General features: G+C 66.8%; 21 protein-coding genes, 1 other RNA gene and 1 pseudogene. 16 read left to right on the forward strand and 7 right to left on the reverse strand.

Going from position 1 to position 24,511, the window contains the following annotated elements; translation table 11 throughout:
* Positions 1 to 66: 66 nt before the first annotated feature.
* From ACD584_RS05695 to ubiM, 5 genes are all read left to right on the forward strand, one after another.
* A complete protein-coding gene (locus tag ACD584_RS05695; protein WP_116923729.1) occupies positions 67 to 1,278 on the forward strand; it encodes a hypothetical protein in 1,212 nt (403 codons plus the stop codon).
* Between the two features lie 65 nt (positions 1,279 to 1,343).
* Positions 1,344 to 1,589, forward strand: a complete 246-nt coding sequence (locus ACD584_RS05700; RefSeq protein ID WP_014508334.1) for a hypothetical protein — start codon at positions 1,344 to 1,346, stop codon at positions 1,587 to 1,589.
* A gap of 112 nt (positions 1,590 to 1,701) precedes the next feature.
* Complete coding sequence (locus ACD584_RS05705; RefSeq protein WP_076036700.1) at positions 1,702 to 2,247, forward strand: DUF4019 domain-containing protein; 546 nt, start codon at positions 1,702 to 1,704, stop codon at positions 2,245 to 2,247.
* A 25-nt stretch (positions 2,248 to 2,272) separates the two neighbouring features.
* On the forward strand, positions 2,273 to 2,674 hold the full coding sequence (locus ACD584_RS05710) for an MAPEG family protein (RefSeq protein WP_011037778.1): 402 nt from the start codon (positions 2,273 to 2,275) through the stop codon (positions 2,672 to 2,674).
* A 111-nt stretch (positions 2,675 to 2,785) separates the two neighbouring features.
* Positions 2,786 to 3,964, forward strand: coding sequence for a 5-demethoxyubiquinol-8 5-hydroxylase UbiM (gene ubiM, locus ACD584_RS05715; RefSeq protein ID WP_076036701.1), 1,179 nt, complete (start codon positions 2,786 to 2,788; stop codon positions 3,962 to 3,964).
* Between the two features lie 176 nt (positions 3,965 to 4,140).
* Here the strand turns inward: ubiM and ACD584_RS05720 are convergent.
* The 3 genes and pseudogenes from ACD584_RS05720 to ACD584_RS05730 all read right to left on the reverse strand — a co-directional run bounded on the left by ACD584_RS05720 (position 4,141) and on the right by ACD584_RS05730 (position 5,555).
* Positions 4,141 to 4,431: pseudogene (locus ACD584_RS05720) on the reverse strand (hypothetical protein).
* A gap of 25 nt (positions 4,432 to 4,456) precedes the next feature.
* The gene (locus ACD584_RS05725) at positions 4,457 to 4,699 is read right to left on the reverse strand and encodes an RNA-binding S4 domain-containing protein (RefSeq protein WP_076037828.1); all 243 of its coding nucleotides are present in this window, start codon (positions 4,697 to 4,699) and stop codon (positions 4,457 to 4,459) included.
* Positions 4,700 to 4,880: 181 nt separating this feature from the next.
* On the reverse strand, positions 4,881 to 5,555 hold the full coding sequence (locus ACD584_RS05730) for an RNA polymerase sigma factor (protein WP_372357276.1): 675 nt from the start codon (positions 5,553 to 5,555) through the stop codon (positions 4,881 to 4,883).
* 138 nt (positions 5,556 to 5,693) lie between these two features.
* Between ACD584_RS05730 and ACD584_RS05735 the strand changes: the two genes are divergently transcribed.
* The 3 genes from ACD584_RS05735 (at position 5,694) to ACD584_RS05745 (ending at position 10,940) form a co-directional block, all read left to right on the forward strand.
* Entirely contained in the window at positions 5,694 to 7,622 is a 1,929-nt protein-coding gene (locus ACD584_RS05735) for a DEAD/DEAH box helicase (protein WP_076036703.1), read from the forward strand.
* Between the two features lie 172 nt (positions 7,623 to 7,794).
* Positions 7,795 to 10,161 (forward strand): bifunctional diguanylate cyclase/phosphodiesterase, encoded by a 2,367-nt coding sequence (locus tag ACD584_RS05740; protein WP_076036704.1) that lies wholly within the window; start codon positions 7,795 to 7,797, stop codon positions 10,159 to 10,161.
* A gap of 56 nt (positions 10,162 to 10,217) precedes the next feature.
* Positions 10,218 to 10,940: a pseudouridine synthase gene (locus tag ACD584_RS05745; protein ID WP_011037770.1), complete on the forward strand. Its 723-nt coding sequence runs from the start codon at positions 10,218 to 10,220 to the stop codon at positions 10,938 to 10,940.
* Between the two features lie 749 nt (positions 10,941 to 11,689).
* Here ACD584_RS05745 and ACD584_RS05750 read toward each other — a convergent pair.
* Together ACD584_RS05750 and ACD584_RS05755 are read right to left on the reverse strand one after the other, a co-directional pair.
* Positions 11,690 to 12,637 carry a DMT family transporter gene (locus ACD584_RS05750; RefSeq protein WP_012437880.1) on the reverse strand — a complete coding sequence of 316 codons (948 nt, stop codon included), beginning with the start codon at positions 12,635 to 12,637 and terminating at the stop codon, positions 11,690 to 11,692.
* 674 nt (positions 12,638 to 13,311) lie between these two features.
* Positions 13,312 to 14,139 carry a DUF72 domain-containing protein gene (locus tag ACD584_RS05755; protein WP_040940994.1) on the reverse strand — a complete coding sequence of 276 codons (828 nt, stop codon included), beginning with the start codon at positions 14,137 to 14,139 and terminating at the stop codon, positions 13,312 to 13,314.
* A 191-nt stretch (positions 14,140 to 14,330) separates the two neighbouring features.
* Here ACD584_RS05755 and rraA point away from each other — a divergent pair, with 191 nt between their 5' ends.
* The 5 genes from rraA to ACD584_RS05780 all read left to right on the forward strand — a co-directional run bounded on the left by rraA (position 14,331) and on the right by ACD584_RS05780 (position 20,181).
* Positions 14,331 to 14,831, forward strand: coding sequence for a ribonuclease E activity regulator RraA (gene rraA, locus ACD584_RS05760; RefSeq protein WP_012437883.1), 501 nt, complete (start codon positions 14,331 to 14,333; stop codon positions 14,829 to 14,831).
* Positions 14,832 to 14,891: 60 nt separating this feature from the next.
* The gene (locus ACD584_RS05765; protein ID WP_175611837.1) at positions 14,892 to 16,463 is read left to right on the forward strand and encodes a serine hydrolase; all 1,572 of its coding nucleotides are present in this window, start codon (positions 14,892 to 14,894) and stop codon (positions 16,461 to 16,463) included.
* 303 nt (positions 16,464 to 16,766) lie between these two features.
* A complete protein-coding gene (locus tag ACD584_RS05770; protein WP_076036705.1) occupies positions 16,767 to 18,032 on the forward strand; it encodes a cation:proton antiporter in 1,266 nt (421 codons plus the stop codon).
* Between the two features lie 53 nt (positions 18,033 to 18,085).
* Complete coding sequence (locus ACD584_RS05775; RefSeq protein ID WP_256267732.1) at positions 18,086 to 18,220, forward strand: hypothetical protein; 135 nt, start codon at positions 18,086 to 18,088, stop codon at positions 18,218 to 18,220.
* A gap of 128 nt (positions 18,221 to 18,348) precedes the next feature.
* Positions 18,349 to 20,181: an ABC transporter ATP-binding protein gene (locus ACD584_RS05780; RefSeq protein ID WP_076036706.1), complete on the forward strand. Its 1,833-nt coding sequence runs from the start codon at positions 18,349 to 18,351 to the stop codon at positions 20,179 to 20,181.
* Between the two features lie 963 nt (positions 20,182 to 21,144).
* Here the strand turns inward: ACD584_RS05780 and ACD584_RS05785 are convergent.
* Positions 21,145 to 22,947: a DUF885 domain-containing protein gene (locus tag ACD584_RS05785; protein WP_076036707.1), complete on the reverse strand. Its 1,803-nt coding sequence runs from the start codon at positions 22,945 to 22,947 to the stop codon at positions 21,145 to 21,147.
* A gap of 100 nt (positions 22,948 to 23,047) precedes the next feature.
* Between ACD584_RS05785 and ACD584_RS05790 the strand changes: the two genes are divergently transcribed.
* From ACD584_RS05790 to ACD584_RS05800, 3 genes are all read left to right on the forward strand, one after another.
* Positions 23,048 to 23,173: a hypothetical protein gene (locus tag ACD584_RS05790; protein WP_016944354.1), complete on the forward strand. Its 126-nt coding sequence runs from the start codon at positions 23,048 to 23,050 to the stop codon at positions 23,171 to 23,173.
* Positions 23,170 to 23,970, forward strand: coding sequence for a DUF4349 domain-containing protein (locus ACD584_RS05795; protein WP_076036708.1), 801 nt, complete (start codon positions 23,170 to 23,172; stop codon positions 23,968 to 23,970). Before ACD584_RS05790 ends, ACD584_RS05795 begins: the two co-directional genes overlap by 4 nt.
* Before the next feature lie 124 nt (positions 23,971 to 24,094).
* Positions 24,095 to 24,169: non-coding RNA, sX9 sRNA (locus ACD584_RS05800), on the forward strand.
* A gap of 4 nt (positions 24,170 to 24,173) precedes the next feature.
* Here the strand turns inward: ACD584_RS05800 and ACD584_RS05805 are convergent.
* On the reverse strand, positions 24,174 to 24,467 hold the full coding sequence (locus ACD584_RS05805; RefSeq protein ID WP_014508313.1) for a hypothetical protein: 294 nt from the start codon (positions 24,465 to 24,467) through the stop codon (positions 24,174 to 24,176).
* Positions 24,468 to 24,511: the final 44 nt, after the last annotated feature.

The following is a 24,511-nucleotide window of genomic DNA, read 5'->3' on the forward strand; positions in this document are numbered from 1 at the left end:
TCAACTGCTGGCCGCATTCAGCCATAGACTTGGCCTGACTTTCCGCCACGCGTTGCCTGCTCGCCGATGCTCAAATCGCTTTGCCTGTCCCTGTTGTGCGCGCTTGCGCTGGTCGCCTGTGATCGCAACGGTGCGACCTCCGCCGATGCCGAGGTGGGGCAGCAGAGCAGTGGCGCACAGGCGGCCGACGGCGACCACATGGTGTCGGTGGATACGCCCGAGCCGGTGGCGCCGCCACCGCGGCCGCACGCGCAACCCGGCGAGGCCGGCTGGCCGCCTGCTGCGCTGGAACTGGGGCAGGCCTGGATCAGCTGCGCCACCGATTACAGCCGTGAGGCCGGCGATGGCACGCTGCTGCCGGCGCTGGACCGCGCCAGTGTGGAAGCGGCCCTGGCGCCCTGCCGCGAGACCGGCCTGCTGCGGGTGCGCTACGTGGGCAAGATCAATGCCGGCTTTGCGGACATGGTGTGGCGCCTGGCCACGGTGGCCGAGCAGTTGCGCCTGCCGCACCGCATCCTCGATCTGGATTCCAGCGGTGGCCAGGTCGAGGCGGCGATCCGCGCCGGCGATGTGATCGGCGAATCCAATTGGACCATCTGGGTGCGCGAAGGCTCCATCTGCCACAGCGCCTGCGTGTTCGTGCTGGCGGCCGGCGACAACCGGCTGGTGGCGGGCAAGGTGGGCATTCACCGCATGATGCGGATTAGCTCCAAGGCCACCTCGCGCGCCGAGCTCAATCGCGAATTGCGCGAGGTCTATGGCAACGTCAAGGACTACCTGGAGCGCAACGGCGTGGCGGTGGCGGTGGCCGACCTGATGATGACCGTGCCCAATCGCAGCCTGCGCCTGCTCACCATGGACGAGTTGCGCGAGTACGGCCTGGACGGCACCAACGCGGTGCAGGACGACCTGGAGCGGATCCGGCAGATGCGCAAGTGCGGCGACGCCTTCGTGCGGCGCAAGGATGCATTTCTGGTTGCCTTCGATCAGAAGTGCAAGGGCGAGGGCGCCGAGCTGGATGCGGTCAACGCCTGCGGCCTGGCGCTGAAGCAGCGCTTCGGCTTCCCCGATGCCGCCTGCCCCGAAGAAAGCCCGCTGGCCGAAACCGACGCGGCCGCGCTGCCCGCCGCCACGCCGCCGGCGGACGCGGCACCGGCACCGGCGCCGGCCAATGTAGCGCCCGCCAGCGCGCGCGATGCCACGCCAGAGACCGCACCTGCGCAGGAGGCGGCCTCCGATCCTCGGCAGGCACCGCCCGCTGATCAGGCCGAAGGCTGAGCTTCACGCGTACCGCACTGCCGGCTGCCTATCGTCGAGGCATGTGATCGGAGCCGGGGGGCAACATGCTTGGGAAATCCAAAGGAATTGCGCTGGCCTACCTGCCCTCCGGGCTGCTGGTGCTGGCTGGCTTCGGCATTGCCGAGCTGTTGCGCGTCATCGCCGCCGCCAACCGCGTGCAGTGGCCGGCCACGCTGGCGGTGTGGTTGAGCCTGGTGGCGATCATTGCCGCAGTGGCCCGCGCGTTATGGATCAGCTGGCGGCTGTGGCGCCCACGCACGGTGGCTGCGGTGCCCCCCGGCGACGTCTGACGGCAACACCCCGCCGGCGCTTGCCTTGTGCGTGTGCCGGCCTAGACTGCTCCCGCCGCACGCACTGTGACGGCGCCCTCATTCCCCGACGTTCCGTACAAGGTCCTTGCACATGCTTCGTTCCTGTCTGCTCGCCGCGCTGGCCGTGGCTCCTGCCGTGGTCTTCGCACAACAACCGGCCCCGACTGCACGCCCGGCCGCAGCGCCCTCTGCCACTGCGCCCACTGCACGACCGGCCGCGGCACCCGCTGCGACCGCGCCCACCGCCGCACAGCAGGCGCAGCTGACCAAGCAGAACACCGAAATGACCCAGGCCGCGCTGCGGGTGGCGCAGATGGTGGACGGCACCCAGGTCGGGCCGTTGTGGGACGGCGCTTCCAGCGTGGCCAAGAAGGCGGTGACGCGCGAGCAGTTCGTCGGCCAGATCGGCAGCCAGCGCACCCAGCTCGGGCCGGTGGTCGGGCGCGGGCAGGGCGCGGTGACGCGGGTGAAGTACGGCCCGGGGGCCCAGGTGCCAGAAGGTCTGTACATCAACGTCAGTTTCCCGACCCGGTTTGCCAAGGCGCCGCAACCGGTACGCGAGCTGGTGTCGTTCCGCCTGGACGAAGACAAGACCTGGCGCCTGGCCGGCTACAGCCTGCGGGCGTCGGCCAAGTGATTCTGGCCTCTAAGCGGAGCAACGCATGCAACTGAGCATCGAACTGCAGATGCTGGGCTGGGCCATGGTGCTCGGCCTGGTGCAGCTGCTGGCGGCATCGACCAGCATGACCGCCCAGCGCGGCACCAAGTGGAACGCCAGCGCCCGCGATGGCGAGACCAAGCCGCTGACCGGCGTGGCCGCACGGCTGGACCGTGCGTTCCGCAATTTTCTGGAGACGTTCGCGATCTTCGCCGCGGCAGTGCTGGCGGTCACCGTGGCCGGCCGCACCAATGCCGAAACCGCGCTGGGCGTGCAGCTGTATCTGTGGGCGCGGGTCGCCTATGTGCCGGTGTATGCGCTGGGCATTCCGTACCTGCGCAGCGCGATCTGGGTGGTGTCGTTCTGGGGCATCGTCAAGCTGGTGCGCGCGCTGCTGGGCTGGTAACGCGCGATGGCCGTGCCGCGTCCTGCGGCACGGTGCGCGGGTTGATCCTGATCAAGCCAGCGCGATACGGCCACTCGTAGACTGTGCGCCTCGCAGTACGCGGAGTACGGCATGCAAACGGTGGATATCGCGGTGATCGGTGCCGGGCCGGTTGGCTTGGCGTTTGCACGGACGCTGGCCGGCAGCGGGTTATCGGTCACGTTGATCGACCAGCAATCGCGCGAACACCTTGCCGATCCGGCCTTCGATGGACGCGAGATCGCGCTGACGCATGCATCGCGCGCCTTGCTGGAAACAGGTGGCCTCTGGCAGCACGTGTCGCCCGATGCGATCTCGCCACTGCGCGATGCGCGAGTGATGGATGGCCATTCGCCGTTTGCGTTGACCTTCGCATCCGCCGCGCGGCACGCCGGCGACCTGGGCTGGCTGGTGCCCAATCATCTGATCCGCCGCGCTGCCTGGCAGGCCGTGCAGACGCAGCCGGGGCTGGAGATCCGCTGTGGCCATCGCGTGCGCGCGCTACAGCACATGCCCACGCGTGTGTGCGTGGAGCTCGCCGATAGGGCGCGGCTGTCGGCGCGGCTGCTGGTTGCAGCCGACAGCCGGTTTTCCAGCACGCGGCGGTTGCTTGGCATCGGCGCGCAGCTGCGCGATTTCGGCAAGACCATGCTGGTGTGCCGCATGCGCCATGCAGTGCCGCACCACCATGCCGCCTGGGAGTGGTTTGGCTATGGCAAGACGCTGGCCTTGCTGCCGCTGCAGGGCAACCGCGCTGGCGCCGTGCTGACCTTGCCGCCACGCCAGGTCGAGGCCTTGCTGGCGATGGACGCGCGCGCATTCGGCGCGGCGGTGACGGACGCCTTCGAACACCGGCTCGGCCCGATGCAGCAGGACGGTAGTCGCCACGCGTATCCGTTGATCGCAACCTATGCACAGCAGTTTTCCGGTGAGCGTGCGGCGTTGATCGGCGATGCGGCGGTGGGCATGCACCCGGTCACCGCGCACGGCTTCAACTTCGGGTTGCAAAGCCAGGCGCGTCTGGCCGAGCGCGTGCTGGCCGCGGCCGCGCGCGGTGGCGATATCGGCGCCGCAGCGGTCGTGCAGGGATATGCGCGGGCGCATCGTCTGGCGACGCGCCCGCTATATGCAGCAACCAATGCACTGGCCGCGCTGTACACCGACGATCGTGCGCCGGCCCGCTTGCTGCGACGTGGCGCCTTGCGTGCGGCCAATGCGGTGGCGCCGTTCAAGCAGGCGATCGCAGCGCATCTGACCCAGCGGAGCGTTTGAGGCGGTGAAGTGGCAGCGGCAAGCAACGCGTGCAGCGTTGCGCTGTCAGCATTTTGCGTCGCCTTGCAACGGCGTTCGTTGCGTGGTGTTACAGGACGGCATCCGATGCGTCGGGAATGCCGGTGCGGCAATCGCGCAGACTGCGATCAGGCCGGCTTGCATCAGCCGCGCTGCAGTCAGGCGGGCGCGTTCACACGTGCAGGGATCGCATTAACCGCGGTGGGCGCATGGCCACTGCGCAGCACCGCTTCCAGCAGTGGGATGACCCAGGCGTAGCTGGCCTTGGTCACGTCCGCACGCCAATCGCCGCGTCAGCCTTCCAGCGGATGCAAGGCACGCATGCTGCCCCCGCCACGCTCCGCGTGAACACCACGAAGCGACTGTTCGAACCAGAGCGGTGTGGCCGAATCGGCCGCAATCGAAACACTGCAGACATCGCGCTCCGGGTCGTCGGCCGAGCGCGCGATGGTGCATCAGCTCACCGGCCCACTGTCATTCCGCCGGGTCCGCGTCTGGATCCATCGCCAGCACCCGGATCTCCACATCGTCCAACTGCACCAGTTGGCCCGGCCGGATCTTTGCGGTCTTGCGCAGCTCCTGCACACCATCGACGCTGACCGCGCCACTGGCGACGATCGCCTTGCCCTGGCCACCGCTGTCGGCGATGCCGGCCAGCTTGAGCAGCTGGTTGAGCTCGATGTACTCGCCGTCCAGGTCGAATTCCAGAAATTGCATGGTGTGCTCTGTCACTGAGAGGGGGCGATTATCCGCCTGGAGCGGCTGGCAACACCACTGCGCAATGACGTGGGTGTACTGGCGAGGCGTTCTGTGCGCGAGGTCGCTTGATCACCCAACGGCTGCAGGTCACGGCGCGTGAGCGCTGCACAGTTGAGTGGTGCAGGCCGCCCGTCGCTCGCTAGTCGCGCTGGAAGCGTGCGATCTCGTCCAACATGCGTTCGGCGCGGATGACGCCGGTGCCGGCGTGCGCGCGGTCGATGCGTTCCAGCCAGGAATGTTGCGCGCGTTGTAGTCGCCGAAAGCCGAGCCAGGTGCCGATGCCGCCGGCCACGCCGACCAGCAGGTTGAGCACCAGCCAATCAGTCGGCAGGGTTTGGCCGGTGAGGGCGCGCCAGAGCGCGTCGGCCACGGCGACCCACAGCACCCAGAACGCCACGCCCAGCCACGGCGCCACGCGCGTGCGCCAGCGCCGCAACCTGGCGAGCGCGCGTTGCGTGCGCAGCAGCGGCCCTGCGACATTGAACTGTGTCAGCAGTTGCAGTTGCACCGTTGCCGAGATCGCCAATGCCACGCACCAGGCCTGCAGCAGCACGCCGCCAATGACCGCCACGTTCAACGCGATGCGGTATATCCAGGTGGAAAAGCGGCGGCGCGGGTCGTAGCTGGGGAAGGCCCGCCACAGGTGTGTGGCGATGTCCTGGGCAAGATCGACGCGGTCATCCGGATCCCGGCAATAGCTCGCCGCAACCTTGAGCACGATGCCGCGGTGCTGCTGCAGCAGCGCATTGAAGCGGGCGTGCAGGTCTGTTTGCTGGGGCATGGGAACGGTGGCGTGGGTGGGCGAGGAGGGCATGTCTGGATGCTTCGCCGGGAGGTGAAATTCCTCACAACCTGAACAAACTGTCACGAACCTTCGACAGCAGGGGCCTTCTGGGCGCACACTATGCTGCTTTGCGCCTGCCGGCTCCGTGCGGCGCCTCCGGAGTTACCCATGACCCAAGAATCTTCCGCGCCGCTGCTGTTTGCAGACCTCGGCCTCTCAGATGCTGTGATGAAGGCGGTTGCCGCCGTCGGCTACGAGACCCCTTCGCCGATCCAGGCCGCCACCATCCCGGCGTTGCTGGCCGGTCGCGACGTGCTCGGCCAGGCCCAGACCGGTACCGGCAAGACCGCCGCGTTCGCGCTGCCGGTGCTGTCCAATGCCGACCTGAACCAGGTCAAGCCGCAGGCGCTGGTGCTGGCGCCGACGCGCGAGCTGGCCATCCAGGTGGCCGAAGCCTTCCAGAAATATGCCGAAGCCATCCCCGGTTTCCGCGTGCTGCCGGTGTACGGCGGCCAGCCGTATGCCCAGCAGCTCAGCGCGCTCAAGCGCGGCGTGCACGTGGTGGTGGGCACCCCGGGCCGGGTGATCGATCACCTGGACCGCGGCACCCTGGACCTGTCGCAGCTGAAGACGCTGGTGCTGGACGAAGCCGACGAAATGCTGCGCATGGGCTTCATCGACGACGTCGAAGCGGTGCTGAAGAAGCTGCCGGAAAAGCGCCAGGTGGCGCTGTTCTCCGCGACCATGCCGCCGGCGATCCGCCGCATTGCGCAGACCTATCTGAAGGACCCGGCCGAAGTCACCATCGCGGCCAAGACCACCACCTCGGCCAATATCCGCCAGCGCTACTGGTGGGTGAGCGGCCTGCACAAGCTGGACGCGCTGACCCGCATCCTGGAAGTCGAGCCGTTCGACGGCATGATCATTTTCGCGCGCACCAAGGCCGCCACCGAAGAGCTGGCGCAGAAGCTGCAGGCGCGCGGTCTGGCCGCGGCTGCCATCAATGGCGACATGCAGCAGGCCGCCCGTGAAAAGACCATTGCCCAGCTCAAGGACGGCAAGCTCGACATCCTGGTCGCCACCGACGTGGCCGCGCGCGGCCTGGACGTGGAACGCGTCAGCCACGTGCTGAACTACGACATTCCGTACGACACCGAAAGCTACGTGCACCGCATCGGCCGCACCGGCCGTGCCGGCCGCAACGGCGACGCGATCCTGTTCGTCACCCCGCGCGAGAAGGGCATGCTGCGCGCGATCGAGCGCGCCACCCGTCAGCCGATCGAAGAGATGCAGCTGCCGAGCGTGGACGCGGTCAACGACACCCGCGTGGCGCGTTTCATGACCCGCATCACCGAGACCCTGGCCGGCGGCCAGATCGAGATGTATCGCGATCTGCTGCAGCGCTACGAGAGCGAGAACAACGTGCCGGCGATCGACATCGCTGCGGCAATGGCCAAGTTGTTGCAGGGCGACGCCCCGTTCCTGCTGACTCCGCCGGTGCGTGGCGCGCGCGAAGACTTCGCACCGCGTGAGCGCAACGACCGCGCCGACCGTGGCGAGCGCCCGCGCTTCGAGCCCAAGTTCGAGCGTGGCCCGCGTGCGCCCGACGGCGAGCGTGGTGCACGTCCGCCGCGTCCGGACCGCCCGGCCTATGGTGAAGACGCCGGCGCCGAGCGGCCGCGCCGTGAGCCGAGCGCACCGCGCGGTGAGCCGGAGTTCGGCATGGAGAGCTACCGCATCGAAGTGGGCCACACCCATGGCGTGAAGCCGGCCAACATCGTCGGCGCCATCGCCAACGAAGCCGGCCTGGAAAGCCGCTACATCGGCCGTATCGACATCCAGGACGATTACTCGATCCTGGATCTGCCGGCCGACATGCCGCGCGAACTGCTGACGCACCTGAAGAAGGTCTGGGTGTCGGGCCAGCAGCTCAACATGCGCAAGCTGGAAGAGGGCGAAGCGGCCGCTGCGGCGGCGGCCAAGCCCAAGTTCCCGCGCGGCCCCAAGCCGGCGGGCCGGCCCAACCGGCCGATGGACCGCGCCGGCGCGCCGCACCGCAAGGGTCCGCCCAAGCCGCGTGGCCCGCGCAGCGAGTAAGCGCGCCTGAGCGTGCCTGTGCGCGGCGTCCGCCAAGCGGGCGCTGCCATACAGACTCTGCCATTGCTGCCGTTACTGCCTTCAGGCGCCCACTGGGCGCCTGAAACGCATTGGGCAGCGGTGGACGGTGATGGCGAAAGCGCAGGCGGCACGAGGCACAGGTGGCGGGACCATGCAGACGGTGCGTGGCTGGCTCACGCTGCCGTTGGCGCTGTTGATCGTGCTGACCGGCTGCATGGCGGTGCTGTCGGCACTGGTGATCGAGGTCCAGGCCGGTGCCACCAGCTGGATCATTGGCGAGAGCCACTGGTCCAAGGCCCAGCAGGAATCAGTGTACTGGCTGGAACGCTACCTCGGCAGCGCCGATCCGGCGGATTTGCAGGCGGCCTGTCGCGCACTGGAAGTGCCGTTGGGCGATCGCGCGGCGCGGTTGGCGGTGGATGCCTCGCCAATCGACTGGGCCGAGGTCTATGCCGGTCTGGCGGCCGGCCGCAATGCCCGTGAAGACATGCCGCAGATGGTGCGCCTGTACCGGTATGGGCAGCGCCTGCCGTACCTCGGCAGCGCAATTGCGCTGTGGAAGCACACCGATGGCGACATCCTGCATCTGAGCCTGCTGGCCGACCGGGCGGCCTCCGCCCAGGCCACCGGCACGCCGGACGCGCGCGCACTGCAGTCCTTGCGTGCCGAACTGCATCTGCTGGATGGCCGCATGCGGCGCGATGCGGCCCAGTTCCTGACCTTGCTGACCCGCTGCGCGCGCATGCTGCACGATGTGATGGTGACCTGCAGCCTGGCCACCTTGCTGCTGGTGCTGAGCACCTGCGTGCTGGCGATCCGGCGCACCCGCGACTACCTGATGTCGCACGAAGGCCGCTTCCGCACCGCGTTTCAGCATGCCGCGCTGGGCATGGTGAAGTTCGACCTGAGCGGGCGCGTGCTCGATGCCAATGCCTCCCTGGCGAACATCCTGCAGTACCCGCCAGAGGCCTTGCAGGCCTGCACGCTGGCCGAGGTGATGCACCCGGATGACATCGTGCTGGACAGCCGCGGGTTGATCGACTGGCCGCGGCTGATGCAGGCCGGCGAGCTACGCTTTCTGCGCTCCGATGGCGGCGTGTTGTGGGGGCGCTGGAGCGCGTCGCTGGTGGAGCCGGGGCCGCAGGAGCCAAGCCTTGTGCTGGCGGTGATCGAGGATGTCTCGCAGGCGCACGAACTGGCTGACGAAGTGGCCTATCACGCGCGCCATGACGCGCTCACCGGGCTGATCAATCGCCGCGAGATCGAGCGCCGGCTGCAACGTCTGATCGACCCGCCGCAGTCACCGCAGTTGTGCCACGCGCTGTGCTTCGTGGACCTGGATCACTTCAAACTGGTCAACGACACTTTCGGGCATGCGGTCGGCGACAAGTTCCTGTGCCACTTCGCCGACGTGATCACCATGCAGCTGCGCCCGGGCGACTGGCTGGGGCGGCTGGGCGGCGACGAGTTCGCGATCCTGCTGGCCAACACCGACCTGGCGCATGCGCACACGCTGCTGGAGCGGATGCATGGCGTGCTTGGGCAGCCGTGGAGCCACCAGGGCGGCCGGCCGCTGACCCCCAGCTGCAGTTTCGGCGTGGTGGAGATCCGCCAGGGGGCCGACGACGTCAACCTGCTGATGACCGCGGCCGACCTGGCCTGCCATGCGGCCAAGGAAGAGGGCCGCAACCGCATCCGCAGTTTCGGCGAGACCGATCTGGCGATGGCGCGGCGGCGCCACGATGGCGGCTGGATCAGCGCGGTGCAACAGGCGATCGCCGAAGACCGGCTGCTGCTGTACGCGCAGAAGATCCAGGTGCTCAGCGACCCGGGGCGTGTGCAATACGAAGTGCTGGTGCGCATGCGCACGCGCGACGGGCGCGTGCTCAGCCCTGGCGAATTCCTGCCAGCGGTGGAACGTTACGGCCTGGGCCGCATGGTGGATGCGCACGTGCTGGAAACCCTTTGTGCGCAGCTCTCTGCCAATCCGGCGCATGTGGCGAGCCTGGACCTGTGCCATGTGAACCTGTCCGCGCAGTCGATCGCGCAACGCGACTTCCTGGATTTTGTCTGCGCGTTGTTCGAGCGCTACCCGACGCTGGTGGCCAAGCTGTGCCTGGAAATCACCGAAACCGCAGTGATCGGCGATCTGGAGCACGCGCAGCGGTTCGTGCAGAGCGTGCGTGCGCGCGGCTGCCATGTGGCGCTGGATGATTTCGGCAGCGGCCTGGCCTCGTTCGGTTATCTCAAGCAATTTACGGTGGACGTGCTCAAGATCGACTGCGGCTTCGTACGCAATTACGCGCATGACGCCGTGGACCGCGCCACCGTGCATTCGATCGCGCAGGTAGGCCTGGCGCTGGGGATCGAGGTGGTGGCCGAGGGCGTGGAATCGGAGGCCGACATCGCCGGCCTGCGCGAGGCCGGGGTCGGCCAGGTGCAAGGGTTTAGCCTGCACAGGCCATGCCCGCTGGACGACCTGCTGCATGTGTCGCTACCCAGCCTGGCTGCCTCCTGAGCGGCCCTGACGCACGCAATGGCCCGCGCGGCGCCGCAATCGCCGATAATCCGCCGATGACGACCCGACTCAACAAACATATCGCCGAAACCGGCTTTTGCTCCCGCCGCGAGGCGGACCGCCTGATCGGCGAACGCCGCGTCACCGTCAATGGCGTGATCGCCGGCACCGGCGCGGTGGTCGGCGAAGACGACACCGTGCTGGTGGACGGCCAGCCCCTGCGCGTGCGCGAGGCCAAAAAGCCTGGTACCCGGCGCCACGTGTACATCGCACTCAACAAACCGGTGGGCATCACCAGCACCACCGAGAGTTCGGTGAAAGGCAACATCGTGGAGTTCGTGGGCCACGAGCAGCGCATCTTCCCGATCGGCCGGCTGGACAAGGACTCCGAAGGGCTGATCCTGATGACCAGCAACGGCAACATCGTCAACGAGATCCTGCGCGCGGAAAATCGGCACCAGAAGGAATACCTGGTGGCGGTCAACAAACCGGTCACCGACGAATTCCTGCGCGGCATGGCCCGCGGCGTGCGCCTGCATGACGAAACCACCTTGCCGTGCCGTACCGCGCGCATCGCCAAGTTCGGCTTCCGCATCGTGCTGGAGCAGGGCTTGAACCGGCAGATCCGCCTGATGGCCGCGGCGTTCGGCTTCCGCGTGACCCAGCTGCGCCGCGTGCGCATCGACAATATTAAGCTGGCCGCGCTCAAGCCCGGCCAGTGGCGCAATCTCACCGACCAGGAATTGCAGGGGTTATTGCCGCAGCGTACTGATTGGTGAGTGTGGCTTGGCAGTGTGTTGGGGCGGTCGTTGCTTGGCGCAGTTTGATCGTCGCTTGGACGCTTCCCGATGCATCATCTGGAATGCTCATCGTAGGAGCGCGCTTGCGCGCGATGGGGCGTTCCCGGTAAGGCTCCTCGCGCGCAAGCGCGCTCCTACAACGGCCGGGTGTTTGACGCATCAGGACGCTGGTGCGCAGCGCGTGCTGAACCTGTTGTGCGAATTGGTACTGCGATGACTTTGGCGGCGCAGACACTCAGAAGGTTCGGTGCCCGTAGGAGCGCGCTTGCGCGCGATGGGGCGTTCCCGGCAAAGCCCCTCGCGCGCAAGCGCGCTCCTACAACAGCTGGGCATTCGATGCTTTAGATGGCGGTGCCATAGCGAGTGCATGGCCTGCGGACGCATTGATTTTGTCGCATGCGACGACCAGGGCGGCGTGGACGCCCCGAGAAGGTTCGGTGTCCGCAGGAGCGCGCTTGCGCGCGATGGGGCGTTCCCGGTCAAGCCCCTCGCGCGCAAGCGCGCTCCTACAACAGCTGGGCGTTCGATGCTTTAGATGGCGGTGCCATAGCGAGTGCTTGGCATGCGTACGCATTGATTTTGTCGCGTGCGACGACCAGGGCGGCGTAAGCGCCCCGAGAAGGATCGGTGCCCGTAGGAGCGCGCTTGCGCGCGATGGGGCGTTACTGGTCAAGCTCCTCGCGCGCAAGCGCGCTCCTACGAAAAACATGGCCGTTCGGCGTGGCCGATCAATCGACGATGTTCTTCGCCTCGGCGGTGCCGAGCAATTCGGGATGCACCACTTTGCGGCGCCGTTCCAGCACCGGATGCAGGAACACCGCGCCCAGGATGATCGCCACGCCCAGGTAAAACAGCGGCGTCAGCTCGCGTTGTTCGCCCAGCAACACGATTGCCAGCACGATCGCGTAGACCGGCTCCAGGTTGGTCACCAGCTGCACCGAGTAGGCGCTGAGGTGCCGCAGCGCGACCAGCGCCAGGGCAAACGGCAGCAGCGTGCAGGCCAGTGCGAGGCCGAGCAGCAACATGCCATCGTGCAGGCTGGGCAGCACGAGCAGGTCGCCATGCAGGGCTGGCAGCACCAGTGGCAAGGCCGGCGCCAGCACCGTCAGGGCCAGCGTGCCGGCGCCCAGTTCCAGCGCAGTGACGGTGAGCGGGTCGGCGTGCGCCACCATGCGTTTGTTGAGCGAGCCGAACAAGCCGACGAACACCGCCGAGACCGCGCCGACCACCACGCCCGCACGCATGCCATCGGGCACGCCACCGACCACCAGCGCCACGCCCGGCAACACCGCCAGCCCGAACAGCAGCTCGCGCGGCCGGAACGGGCGCTGCGCCACCCAGGGTTCGATCACCGCAGTGAACACCGGCGCCAATGCGATACAGGTCGCCGCCACCGAAGCGTTCGCCAGCTTGATAGCGCCATAAAAGGTGAGCCAGTGCAGCGCCACCAGCACGCCGATGCCGCAATAGCCCAGCATCACCGGCGCCGACATCGCACGTAGCCCGCGCCACACGCGCGGCAGCAGCAACAACGCCACCACCACGATCAGCATCCGCCACCACACCAACGGCAGCGCCTGCAGCGTGATCAGCTTGCCGAGGATCGCGGTGATGCCCCAGAGCAGCACGCAGAAATGGATTTGCAGTTGCGCCTTGCGCAGGTCGGTCATGGGCATGCGCCATTGTCGCCGAAACCGCTGGGCTGGCCTACGTGTTGTTGGCTCCAAAGCGGTGCGCGCAGAACTACGGAAGCGGGCGTCGGGTTGTCTCCACAGGCGGCGCAGGCTGAGTCAAGGCCAAGCCTGTAGCGGCATGTGTCTTCGGCCCCAAGGCGTTGTGCGCGGTACTGCAGAAGCGTCATCGGGTTTCTCTGGAGCTATCGCAGGTGTAGCCACCACCACAGCGGTGCGCGCCAGCCACTGGCACACCGAACGCAACCGTCGCGCCTGACCTGCGCGGTCGCGCCTCACGCCCCGCTAGCGGCCCATTGCCTGAAGAGGGACCATCATCGCTTCCGGGTTTAGTTGCTCAGGCGAGCTGATGAAAGACCAGAGCATTTCGCGCACAGTGGCCGTTGCCGTTGCCGCGCGTGTAGCGGCCGGCCGCTGGCACAACGAGCGCACCCGTAATGCCTGAGCTGCGCCGCAGCGCCTCGCGCGCCGCTAGCGGTCCACTACTTGCAGAAGGACCATCATCGCCTTCGGGTTGCGTTGCTCAGGCGGACTGATGAAAGATCAGCGCCTCTCGCGCACAGTGGGCTGTTGCCGTTGCCGCGCGTGTAGCGGGCCGGCCGCTGGTAAAGCGACCGCACCGGTAACGCCTGAGCTGCGCCGCAGCGCCTCGCGCGCCGCTAGCGTCCCAGCGCCTGCAGCAGCGCCATCGCCGCAGCCGGGTTGCGCTCCTTGGCTGCGCTGATGAAGAACACGAACACCTCGCGCGCAGTGGCCGCTGCCGGTGCATCGCCGACATGCGGAAGATCGGCCGGGTCTTCGCCGCGTCGCCAGGCCTGGATGCGCTCGGCCCACTGCGCCAGCGCAGGTGCCGGATAACCGGTGTGCAGGCGTGCCTGGCTGCGCATCAGCCGTGCATACACAAAATCCGTGGAGAGATCGGCAAACGAGGGGTGTTCGTCAGAATCAGTGAACACCGTGGCCACGCCATGTTGGCGCACCCGCGCGATGAGCGCGGAATCCACGGCGGCGTGGTCACGGATCTCCAGCACGTGCCGTAGCACGCGGCTGCCAGCGCGCTTGGGCAACAGCGACAGGAACCCCTCCAGGTCATCGGGCTGCAGGCGATGGCCTTGTTCGAATTGCCACACCAGCGGCCCGAGTGTGTCGCCCAGCTCGGCAATGCCACCGATGAAGTCCTCCACCTGCGCGCCGGTGCCAGCCAACGTGCGCGATTGGGTAATGCGCCGCGGCGCCTTGGCCGAGAACACAAAGCCCGGTGGCACCTCGTCGCGCCACTTCGCGTAGGTGGCCGGTTTCTGCGCACCGTAGTACGTGCCGTTGATTTCGATGGCGGTGACATGGCGGCTGGCGTATTCCAGCTCGCGGCGCTGCACCAGACCCTCGGGGTAGAACATGCCGGCGCGCCACGGTGCGTAGACCCAGCCGCCAATGCCGACATGGATGCCTTCCAGGGCAGGGGGCGCTGCAGCGAACAGATCGGTCATGGCGGGCTCCGCAGTGGCGAGGGGGGATGCCGCGATGTGCCGGAACTGCGATCGCTGCAAGTGACCGATGATACCGCCGCCGCCGCAAGACGCTGGCGACAGCGGATACCTTGCGTCGTGCAACCAGCGCCCGAGGATGCTCTGTCGCTGGCAGCCGGCTACCATCGGGCTCCCCTTGCCGGAGCGTTGTCATGACCTGGACCACCCCCGATCTTTGCGACCGCTTTCCCGAGGTGGCGGTCGCCGAACCGCTGTTTCGGCACTTTGGTGGGCGCACCACCTTTTCCGGGCCGATCGCGACGGTGCGCTGTGTCGAGGACAACTCGCGCATACGCGAGCTGGCCTCCACGCCTGGCGACGGGCGCGTGCTGGTGGTCGATGGGCAAGGCTCCTTGCGGCACGCTTTGTTCGGTGACCAGATCGGCGCACAGGCGGTGGCCAATGGCTGGGCCGGCGTGCTGATCCACGGGTGCGTGCGCGACGTGGAGATCCTGGCCGGCTTGCCGTTGGGCGTGCTGGCGTTGGCGGCGTGCCCACGCCGCACCGAGCGCCGCGACCTGGGCGATGTGGACGTGCCGGTGAATTTTGCCGGCGTGGCGTTCGTCCCCGGGCACTGGCTGTATGCCGATGCGAACGGTGTCGTGGTGGCAGCGGCGCCGTTGTCGTTGGAAGTCGTCGGCATGGAGCATTGATCGATGAGCACACAGCAGCACAGCAAGCCGATGACCTGGATGATGGTGGGAGCGATGGCGATGGCTGGCATGACAGCGAGTGGTGTCACCTTGGCCGCTGAGACGGCTGCATTGCCGGCCGGCATGCAGCAGTTCGATGCGCAGATGGAGCGGGTGCGCAAGCAGTTCGATGTGCCCGGCATTGCAGTGGCCATCGTCAAGGATGGCCAGATCGTGCTGGAGCGCGGCTACGGTGTGCGCGAGCTGGGCAAGCCGGCGCCGGTGCAGGCCAATACGCTGTTCGCCATTGCTTCCAACACCAAGGCCTTCACCGCCGCATCGCTGTCGATCCTGGCCGATGAGGGCAAGCTCTCGCTGGACGACAGGGTCATCGAGCACCTGCCGTGGTTCCGCATGTCCGACCCGTATGTCACCAACGAAATGCGCGTGCGCGACCTGCTCGCGCACCGCAGCGGTTTGAGCCTGGGCGCAGGCGATCTGCTGTACTGGCCCACCACCAGTTACACCACTGAAGAAGTGGTGCAGCGGCTGGCCAAGGTGCCGCTCAAGGGCGGCTTCCGCGACCGCTACGCCTACGACAACATCTTGTACGCGGTCGCTCAGAAAGTGATCGAGCAGGTATCCGGGCAGAGCTATGCTGCGTTCCTGCAACAGCGCATTTTCACGCCGGTGGGCATGGCCGGCACACGCTTCAATGCCGACCACCTGCAACCCGGCGATGCTGCCGCCGTGGGGCATGCCAAGTACGACTTCAGCAAGCTGCGCACGGTAGCGCCGCTGACCTGGTCCAACAATTCCGGCGCCGGCGGGGTGTATTCCAGTGCGCACGACATGGCGTTGTGGATGAACGTGCAACTGGCCGGCGGCACGCTGGCCGATGGCACCCCCTTGTTCAGTGCCAAACGGCAGCGCGAGATGTGGTCGATGATCACGCCGATCAGTGTGCCGGAGCCGGCGGTGCCCGAGCTGGCCGCGGCGCGCCCCAACTTTGCTGGCTACGGCGAGGGTTGGAGCCTGAGCGATTACCGCGGCCATCGGCTGGTGTGGCATACCGGCGGCTGGCCCGGCATGGTGTCGCGGCTGACCCTGGTGCCGGAGCAAAAACTCGGCGTGGTGGTGCTGACCAATCAGGAAGTGGGCGCGGCATTCAACGCGGTGACGCTGCAGGTGCTGGATGCGTTCTTGCAGCTGCCCACCACCGACTGGACCGCCGCCTACGCCAAGGCCGTGGAAAAAGCAGATGCCGAAGCCGATACCAGCTGGAAGCACCATGAGCAGGCGCGTGCCAAGCGCTCGGCGCCGTCGTTACCGCTGAGTGGGTACGCCGCGAGCTATCGCGACCCCTGGTACGGCGAGGTGGTGATCCGCCAGGAGGGCAAGCGGCTGCGCCTGCAGTTCGCCAAGACTGCGCAACTGGTGGGCACGCTGGAGCACTGGCAGCACGACAGCTTCATCGTGCGCTGGGACGACCGCTCCTTGAATGCCGATGCGTTCGTCAACTTCGCGCTGACCCCCGACGGCAAGGTGCGTGAGATGCGCATGGAGGCCGTATCGCCATTGACCGACTTCAGTTTCGATTTCCAGGATCTGGTGTTGACGCCGGTGGCAGCGGCGGTGGCAGCCCAGGAGTGAACTGGCGCGCACCGGTGGCCCTGCAGGGGCCGCCGGGCCGCGGCGCAAGCAGACACGCGGCCGCCTGATTTCGGCCGAACTCAATCTGCGTCGCGTGGCTGACCAGCCGCCATGGAGCACGGCCTCTGAACGGTCGGTGGCGGCCCATCGGCTGCCCTCGCAATGCGGTCCCGCAGTCGCGCCCGCCTGTCGCGTAACGAACGCAACTGCTTGCAGGTCACCTGTGCGCGTAGCCCGTCGGCGCTATCGCCCACCGGCCTGGCTCGCTATGATCCGCGCAACTCTCAGGGACGCCGTCCACGCATGACCACTCCGCAGATGTCGGTGTATTTCTTTTTGCAGGCCGCCGCGATCCTGCTGGCGTGCCGTGTGGTCGGTCTGCTGGCCAAGCGCATAGGTCAACCGCAGGTGGTGGGCGAGATGATTGCCGGCGTGATGCTGGGGCCGTCGCTGTTCGGACTGGTGCTGCCGGATCTGCAGACCGCGCTGTTTCCCAAGCAGACCATGGACGTGCTGTACGTGTTCGCGCAGTTCGGCGTGGGCCTGTACATGTTCCTGGTCGGCACCGACTTTCGTGGCGACCACTTCAAGGCGCGCTATCGCAGTGCCATGAGCGTGTCGTTGGCCGGCATCGCGGTGCCGTTTGCATTGGCGTTCGCGCTGTGCCCGTGGTTGATCAATGTGCAAGGCCTGTTTTCCGAGAAGGCCAAGCTGATGGAGGCTTCGCTGTTCCTGGGTGCGGCCATCGCCATCACTGCCTTCCCGATGCTGGCACGCATCATCCACGAGCGCGGCCTCACCAATAGCCCGTTGGGCACGCTGGCGCTGACCGCCGGCGCGTTCGACGATGCGGCGGCGTGGTGCATCCTGGCCGTGGTGCTGGCGAGCTTCGGTGGCAGCTGGGGCAGCGCGTATCTGGCCATCGGCGGCGGCGTGGCCTATGCGTTGTTCATGCTCTTTGTCGGTCGCCACCTGCTGCGCCGGTTGTCTGATTACGTGGTGCCCGATCAGCCGCTCGGCAACGGCGTGTTGGCGGTCATCCTGATGCTGTTCTGCCTCAGCGCCTGGGCGATGGATGCGATCGGTATCCATGCGGTGTTCGGCGGCTTCCTGCTCGGTGCCTGCCTGCCCAAGGGGGCGTTGACCGAAAAGCTGCGCGCGATGATGCAGCCGTTCGTGGTGGTGTTGCTGCTGCCGCTGTTCTTCACTTACTCGGGGCTCAAGACCCAGCTCAGCGTGCTGATGCAGCCGCAGATCATGCTGGCCGGCGTGGCGATCCTGGCGGCCTCGTTCATCGGCAAGGGCGTGGCCTGCTGGGCCGCGGCGCGTGCCACCGGCGAAAACAACCGTGATGCGATGGCGATCGGTTCGCTGATGAACGCGCGTGGCCTGATGGAGCTGATCATCATCAACATCGGCCTGCAGGCCGGGGTGATCGAACAAGGCCTGTTCTCGGTGCTGGTACTGATGGCGATCCTGTCCACGCTGATGGCCACGCCGTTGTTCAACTGGATCATGCGCCGCTACGCGCATGTGGTGGACGCGGTGCCGAGCCTGCAGGGGCGTTGAGCCGGCAGCCGGTGCATGCCGCGTGCGTGCACCGGGCACAAGAGAATGCAATCGTGAAGTTGCTTGATGGCGGCGTTATGCGCGGCCGCCGCCTTGCGTGGCCAGCATTATCGGCTTTGAAGGAGCGCCTGCGCGGCTTCCATCGCGAACGCACTGCGCAGAATCTGGATGCCCTAAAAGGACGCTGAAGCCGGCGATCACGACGGCCGTGATCACACGCCTGCGCATGCCGTCGTCGCATTGCACCGCACGGCGCCACTGCGGCTTGACACCCGATCGGCTAGCCTGACGCCCCGATAGACCCGAAGTGCGCCCCATGTTCCGCTGGTTCGAATCCCTGATCGACACCTTTCCGCCGATCGAGCAGCAGATGCCGCCGCGCAGTGTCTGGCGCTTCTACCTGCATTACCTGCGGCCGTTGTGGCCGATCCTGCTGGCCACGCTGATCGCCGGCCTGTTGTTGGCGCTGGTGGAAGTGGCGATGTTCGACTTCCTCGGCCGCATCGTCGACATGCTGGCCGAGCAGCCGGGGCCGGAGTTCTTCCGGCGCCATGCCAGCGAGCTCGCGTGGATGGCGGTGATCACGCTGGTGGCGCGGCCGTTTTTCACCGGGCTGCATAACCTGCTGGTCAATCAGGCCATCGTGCCGGGCCTGAGCAACCGCTCGCGCTGGCTGATGCACAACTACGTGGTGCGCCAGAGTCTGGCGTTCTTCCACAACGATTTTGCCGGGCGTATCGCCAACCGCGTGATGCAGACCGGCACCTCGCTGCGCGAATCGGCGGTGCAGATGGTCGATGCACTCTGGTACATCGTGATCTATACCGGCAGCGCACTGTGGTTGTTCGCGCAGGCCGACCCGTGGTTGATGGTGCCGCTGCTGTGTTGGCTGGTGGTGTATGTGGGGTTGATGGCGTTCTTCGTGCCGCGCATGAAGGCGCGTGCGTGGGTGGCATCGGACGCGCGCTCCAAGGCCACCGGCCGCATCGTGGATGGCTACACCAATATCGCCACGCTCAAGCTGTTCTCTCATGCGCGTAGCGAAGAGGCCTACGTGCGCGATGCGATCGACGAGCTGGCGGTCAAGCATCGCCTGCAGACACGCGTGACCACCGCAATGGACACCGCCATTGCCATCGCCAACGGCTTCCTGATCGTGGGCACCTGCGGGCTGGCGTTGTGGCTGTGGAGCCGCGGCCAGATCAGCGTGGGCGCCATTACGCTGGCCACCGGGCTGGTGATCCGCATCCACAACATGTCCGGCTGGATCATGTGGACGGTGAACGGCATTTTCGAAGACATCGGTAGCGTGCAGGACGGCATGCAGACCATTGCCCAGCCACTGACGGTGCAGGACCAGCCCACCGCGCTGCCGCTGCAGGTGACACGCGGCGCCGTGCATTTCGACCAGATCCACTTCCATTACGGCAAGCGCGGCGGGGTGATTGCCGGGCTGGATCTGCAGGTGCGCGCCGGGGAAAAGATCGGTCTGGTGGGGCCCTCCGGCGCGGGCAAGTCGACACTGGTCAACGTGCTGCTGCGCCTGTACGACCTGGAGCAGGGGCGCATCCTGATCGATGGCCAGGACATCGCCCAGGTCACGCAGGAAAGCCTGCGCGGGCAGATTGGTCTGGTCACGCAGGACACCTCGCTGCTGCACCGTTCCATTCGCGACAATCTGCTGTACGGCCGCCCGCAGGCCACCGAGGCGCAACTGCTGGACGCAGTGCACAAGGCGCGTGCGGATGGCTTTATCGACACGCTGGTGGATGGCGAAGGCCGCCGCGGTTTCGATGCACATGTGGGCGAACGCGGGGTCAAGTTGTCGGGTGGCCAGCGCCAGCGCATCGCCATCGCACGCGTGCTACTGAAAGACGCGCCGATCCTGATCCTGGACGAAGCCACCTCGGCGCTGGATTCGGAAGTGGAAGCGGCCATCCAGGACAGCCTGGATGCGTTGATGAGTGACAAGACCGTCATTGCGATTGCGCACCGGCTTTCGACCATCGCGCGCATGGATCGCCTGGTGGTGATGGATGGTGGGCGCATCGTCGAGACAGGCACGCATGCGGAACTGATCGCGCACGGCGGCCTGTACGCCCGGCTATGGGCGCGGCAGACCGGTGGGTTTGTTGCGGCGGATGCGTGACGGAAAAAGCCACGCGTAAGGACACGCAATTGGCTTCGTGTGGCTTGAAAACTTGCCAACGGAAATTAGCAAGCATCCAAGCCCCTCTCCCATCGGGAGAGGGGTTGGGGTGAGGGTACGGGGCGTAGCCACTTGCTATGTTGGCCACACGAGGCTTCGCCCGCACGCTCATCCGCCCCTGCGGGGCACCTTCTCCCGAGGGGAGAAGGGATGCAGGCAGCTCTCATTGAGCCCCTCTCCCGTCGGGAGAGGGGTTGGGGTGAGCGTACGGGGCGTAGCCACTTGCTACGTTGGCCGCACGAAGCTTTGCCCGTACCCTCATCCGCCCCTACGGGGCACCTTCTCCCGGTGGGAGAAGGGATGCAGGCAGCTCTCATTGAGCCCCTCTCCCCTCGGGAGAGGGGTTGGGGTGAGGGTACGGGGCGTAGCCACTCGCTAGTTGGACTCACGAGGCTTCGCCCGCACCCTCATCCGCCCCTACGGGGCACCTTCTCCCGAGGGGAGAAGGGATGCAGGCAGCTCTCATTGAGCCCCTCTCCCGTCGGGAGAGGGGTTGGGGTGAGGGTGCGGGGCGTAGCCACTCGCTAGTTGGACTACACGAGGCTTCGCCCGCACCCTCATCCGCCCCTTTGGGGCACCTTCTCCCGAGGGGAGAAGGGATGCAGGCAGCTCTCATTGAGCCCCTCTCCCCTCGGGAGAGGGGTTGGGGTGAGGGTACGGGGCGTAGCCACTCGCTAGTTGGACTCACGAGGCTTCGCCCGCACCCTCATCCGCCCCTACGGGGCACCTTCTCCCGAGGGGAGAAGGGATGCAGGCAGCTCTCATTGAGCCCCTCTCCCGTCGGGAGAGGGGTTGGGGTGAGGGTGCGGGGCGTAGCCACTCGCTAGTTGGACTACACGAGGCTTCGCCCGCACCCTCATCCGCCCCTTTGGGGCACCTTCTCCCGAGGGGAGAAGGACGCGGTCACTGAATCGGCTGATCCAGCATCAACTCGCGTGCAAAGCGCACCGGCGGCGCGCCGTAGGACAGGATCTTGTCGTGGTAGGCCTTCAGATTGAAGGTGCTGCCCAGCTTGTCCTGCACCGCCTTGCGCGTATCCAGATGCTCCTGCACGCCCACGAAGTAGGTCGGCAACTGGGCCGACGACAGCTGCGCACGCACCCACTTGCCCGACGCTTCGCTCTCCTGCTGGAAGGTGTCGTGGGTCATCAGGTGCATCGCCTTGTCGCGATCCCAGCCGTCCACGTGCACGCCCTGGTCGAGGATCGCGTTGGCAATCGTGCGCAGGTAGAACTTGAGCTGCACCAGGTGGAACAACGGGTCGTTATCCAGGTAGCCCTGTTCCTGCATCATGCGTTCGGTGTAGACCGCCCAGCCTTCGGCAAACATGCCCGAGCGCAGCACCGCGCGCAGCGTGGAGGGGAACTTGCCGGAGTGCCAGCCTTCCAGGTAATGGCCCGGGGTACCTTCGTGGATGCTGAGCAGATGGATCATGCGGCTGTTGTATTCGCGCAGGAACGAATCGACCTGCTTGGCATTCCAGTCGTCGGGGATCGGCGACACCGCATAGAACGTCTTGAGGTTCTTGTCGAGCGGGCCGGGCGAGTCGCAGTAGGCCACCGCCACGCCGCGCTGGAATTCCGGCATCAGGATGATGTCCACCGGCGAATCGGGCAGGGTCATCAAATCTTTCTGGCGCACGAATTCGGTGGACTGCGCGAGCGCCGCCTTGGCATCGTCCACCACCTTGTCGCGTGCCGGCTTGTCGGCATAGGCCAGTTCCAGCGCCGCCTCGATCGCGGCCTGCTGCTGGGCATCGCTGGGCGCATCCGGCAGGGCCGGCGCGCCGGGCTTGTCCTTGAGCACGGTGCGCGCAATGCCATACATCTCCGAGCGCACGCGCGTGAGCTCGGACTCGGCACGCTGCTTGATCTCCGCACGCGACAGCGACGACAACAGCGCGAACTTCAGCTTCTGGTCGTACTTGTCCGCGCCCACGCGGAAGTCGCCCTTGGCATTGGGCACCAGCACCGTGTCCAGCCAGGTTTGCTGCTCGGCCACCGCTTTCTTCAGGTTGTCGATGGCGGCCTGCGCGCGCGCGGCATCGGGCGGGGACAGCTGGCCGATGTTGGGCGCGATGAAGGTGTCGACGATGCTGAGGATGCCCTTGTTCTGCTTGGCCACCGTCTCGGCATGGATCTTCGGCACACGCGCCGGATCCAGGTTCTCGCGCGCTTGCGCGAGCAGGCTGGGGATCTTTTCCATGCGCTGGGTGGCCGAGGCCAGGCGCTCGGGCAGCGGTGCGAATTCACGCGCCATCAGGCTGTACAGCGCGCTGCCGGCCAGGCCGTTGTAGACCTGCGGGTCCCAGGCCCAGCTCTGCAACACCTCGGTGTTCCAGATTTCCGATTGCAGCTGGTTGCGCAGGATCGCCGCGTCCACCTGGTTTTCGCGCGAGAGCTTGCTGACGTCCAGCGCATCGAGCTCGGTCAGCAACTGCTTGCCGGCGTCCAGGCTGCGCTGCCGGCCGGCGGTGCTCAGATCATCGAGCTGGCTGTCGAAGCGGTGGTCACCGACCTGGGTGGCATTGACCGGCGACAGTTGCATCCAGGTGTCCAGCGCGTGCTTGGAGAGCGCGGCAAAGCGCGCATCCGGGCTCTGCGCATCCTGTGCAGTGGTGGCGGCGGTGCCGGCACGCGGCGGTTCGGGCTGCTGGCAGGCGCTGAGACCGGCGAGCAGGGCGAGGACGAGCAGGCGTTGACGCATTCGTGAGTCCTGGGTGGTAGCAATCGTCCAGCATAGGCATCCAGGCTGCCGGCCGCATCCGCCATTGGTTTACCCTGGTCACCTTCCAAGGAGGTGGACCATGCACGACACCGGCAGTTTTGATTGCGGACGCATCGCGTTCGATCTGCACACCGAAACCCCCATCCGTGGCGTGGACGGCTGCAATTGCTCGCCGTGCCATGCTGCCGAAGGAGCCAGCCGATGAGCGCTGCGCTGCGCACGGTGCTGCTGGCGTTGTTGTCCTGTGGCCTGGTGGCAGGCTGCGCGAAACAGCAGCGCGAGCTTGCCGGCGGAGCCGCTGCGCCGGCGGCGCCGCCGTCCGGCCAGGGCAATTTGCTGGCGTATGAGCACGAGGTGCGGATCGAGTTGGCCGCCGACCAGATCGGCCCGCGCATCACCGCGGTGCGCACTGCCTGCCAGTCGGCGCAGTACGGCGATTGCGCATTGCTGGCGGTGTCGCAGGAAGGCGGGCGCGCGCCCAGCGGCAGCATTCGCGTGCGCGTGGCGCCAGACGGCGTGGACCCGTTGGTGCAGCTGGCTGGCCAGCAAGGCGATGTGGCCGCGCGCACCACGCATGCCGAAGACCTGGCGCAGCAAATTGCCGACACCGGTCTGGCGCAAGCGCGCCTGCAAAACGAACATGCCCGGCTGCTGCAGTTGCAACAGCGGCATGACCTGGCGGTGACGGATCTGCTGGCCTTGTCCAAGCGGCTGGCCGAGATCGAAGCCGAAGCGCAGCAGACCCAGCAACAGGCTGTGCAACAGCAGCGCCGCGTGCGCACGCAGTTGCTGACCATCGAGTTCCGCGGGACAAGCGGCGAACAGGGCCGCGGCGAGATTGCCGAAGCGGCTGCCGAGTTCGGTCAGGTGTTTGCGTCCAGCGTAGCCTTCGTCATCCGTGCGGTGGCGGCACTGGTGCCGGTCGTGGTGGTGCTGGCCATTGTCGGCTGGTTGCTGCGGCTGGCGTGGCGCTGGCGGGCGCGGCGCCGCCGGGTGGTGTGACGCGTCAGGCAGGCCGACGCACAGCGCTGGCCTGCCCAGATGCGGCAGTGCGATGCGGGCTTAGAGCAGCTATCAAAACTACTGCGCAGCCGCCAGGCGGGCGCGGCCGGTGCTCGGAATCGGCATGTACCCACGTACACTCCGGTTTCTCCGCGCCGTCCGCACCCACCTGACGGCTGCTCGCTACGTTTTGTTAGCCGCTCTCAGCCCTCGTCGACCTCGAATTCAATGAACACATCCAGCTGCAGCGCCAGTTCCTGCACGGCGTCGCGCACCTTTTGCGCGGTGGATTCGTTGCCGGCTTCCACTTCGAATTCGTGCGTGCCCGGACCTTCGTCGTCGGACAGACCTGCCGAACTGGAGTCGTCATCGTCCAGGTGCGGCATCAGATCGTCGACTTCCTCGACGTGCTCGATGCCTTCGATGCTCTGCAACAGATTGCCAATGGCGCGGGCATCGTCGTCGGTGCCGGTGATACGCATGCGAAGAGTCGGCATGGGCGTTGGTCCTGAGTGGTGGGAACGCAAAGCCTAGGTAGCGG

It is taken from the genome of Xanthomonas sp. NCPPB 2922, assembly GCF_041520885.1.
In the GTDB taxonomy this organism is placed as follows: domain Bacteria; phylum Pseudomonadota; class Gammaproteobacteria; order Xanthomonadales; family Xanthomonadaceae; genus Xanthomonas; species Xanthomonas campestris.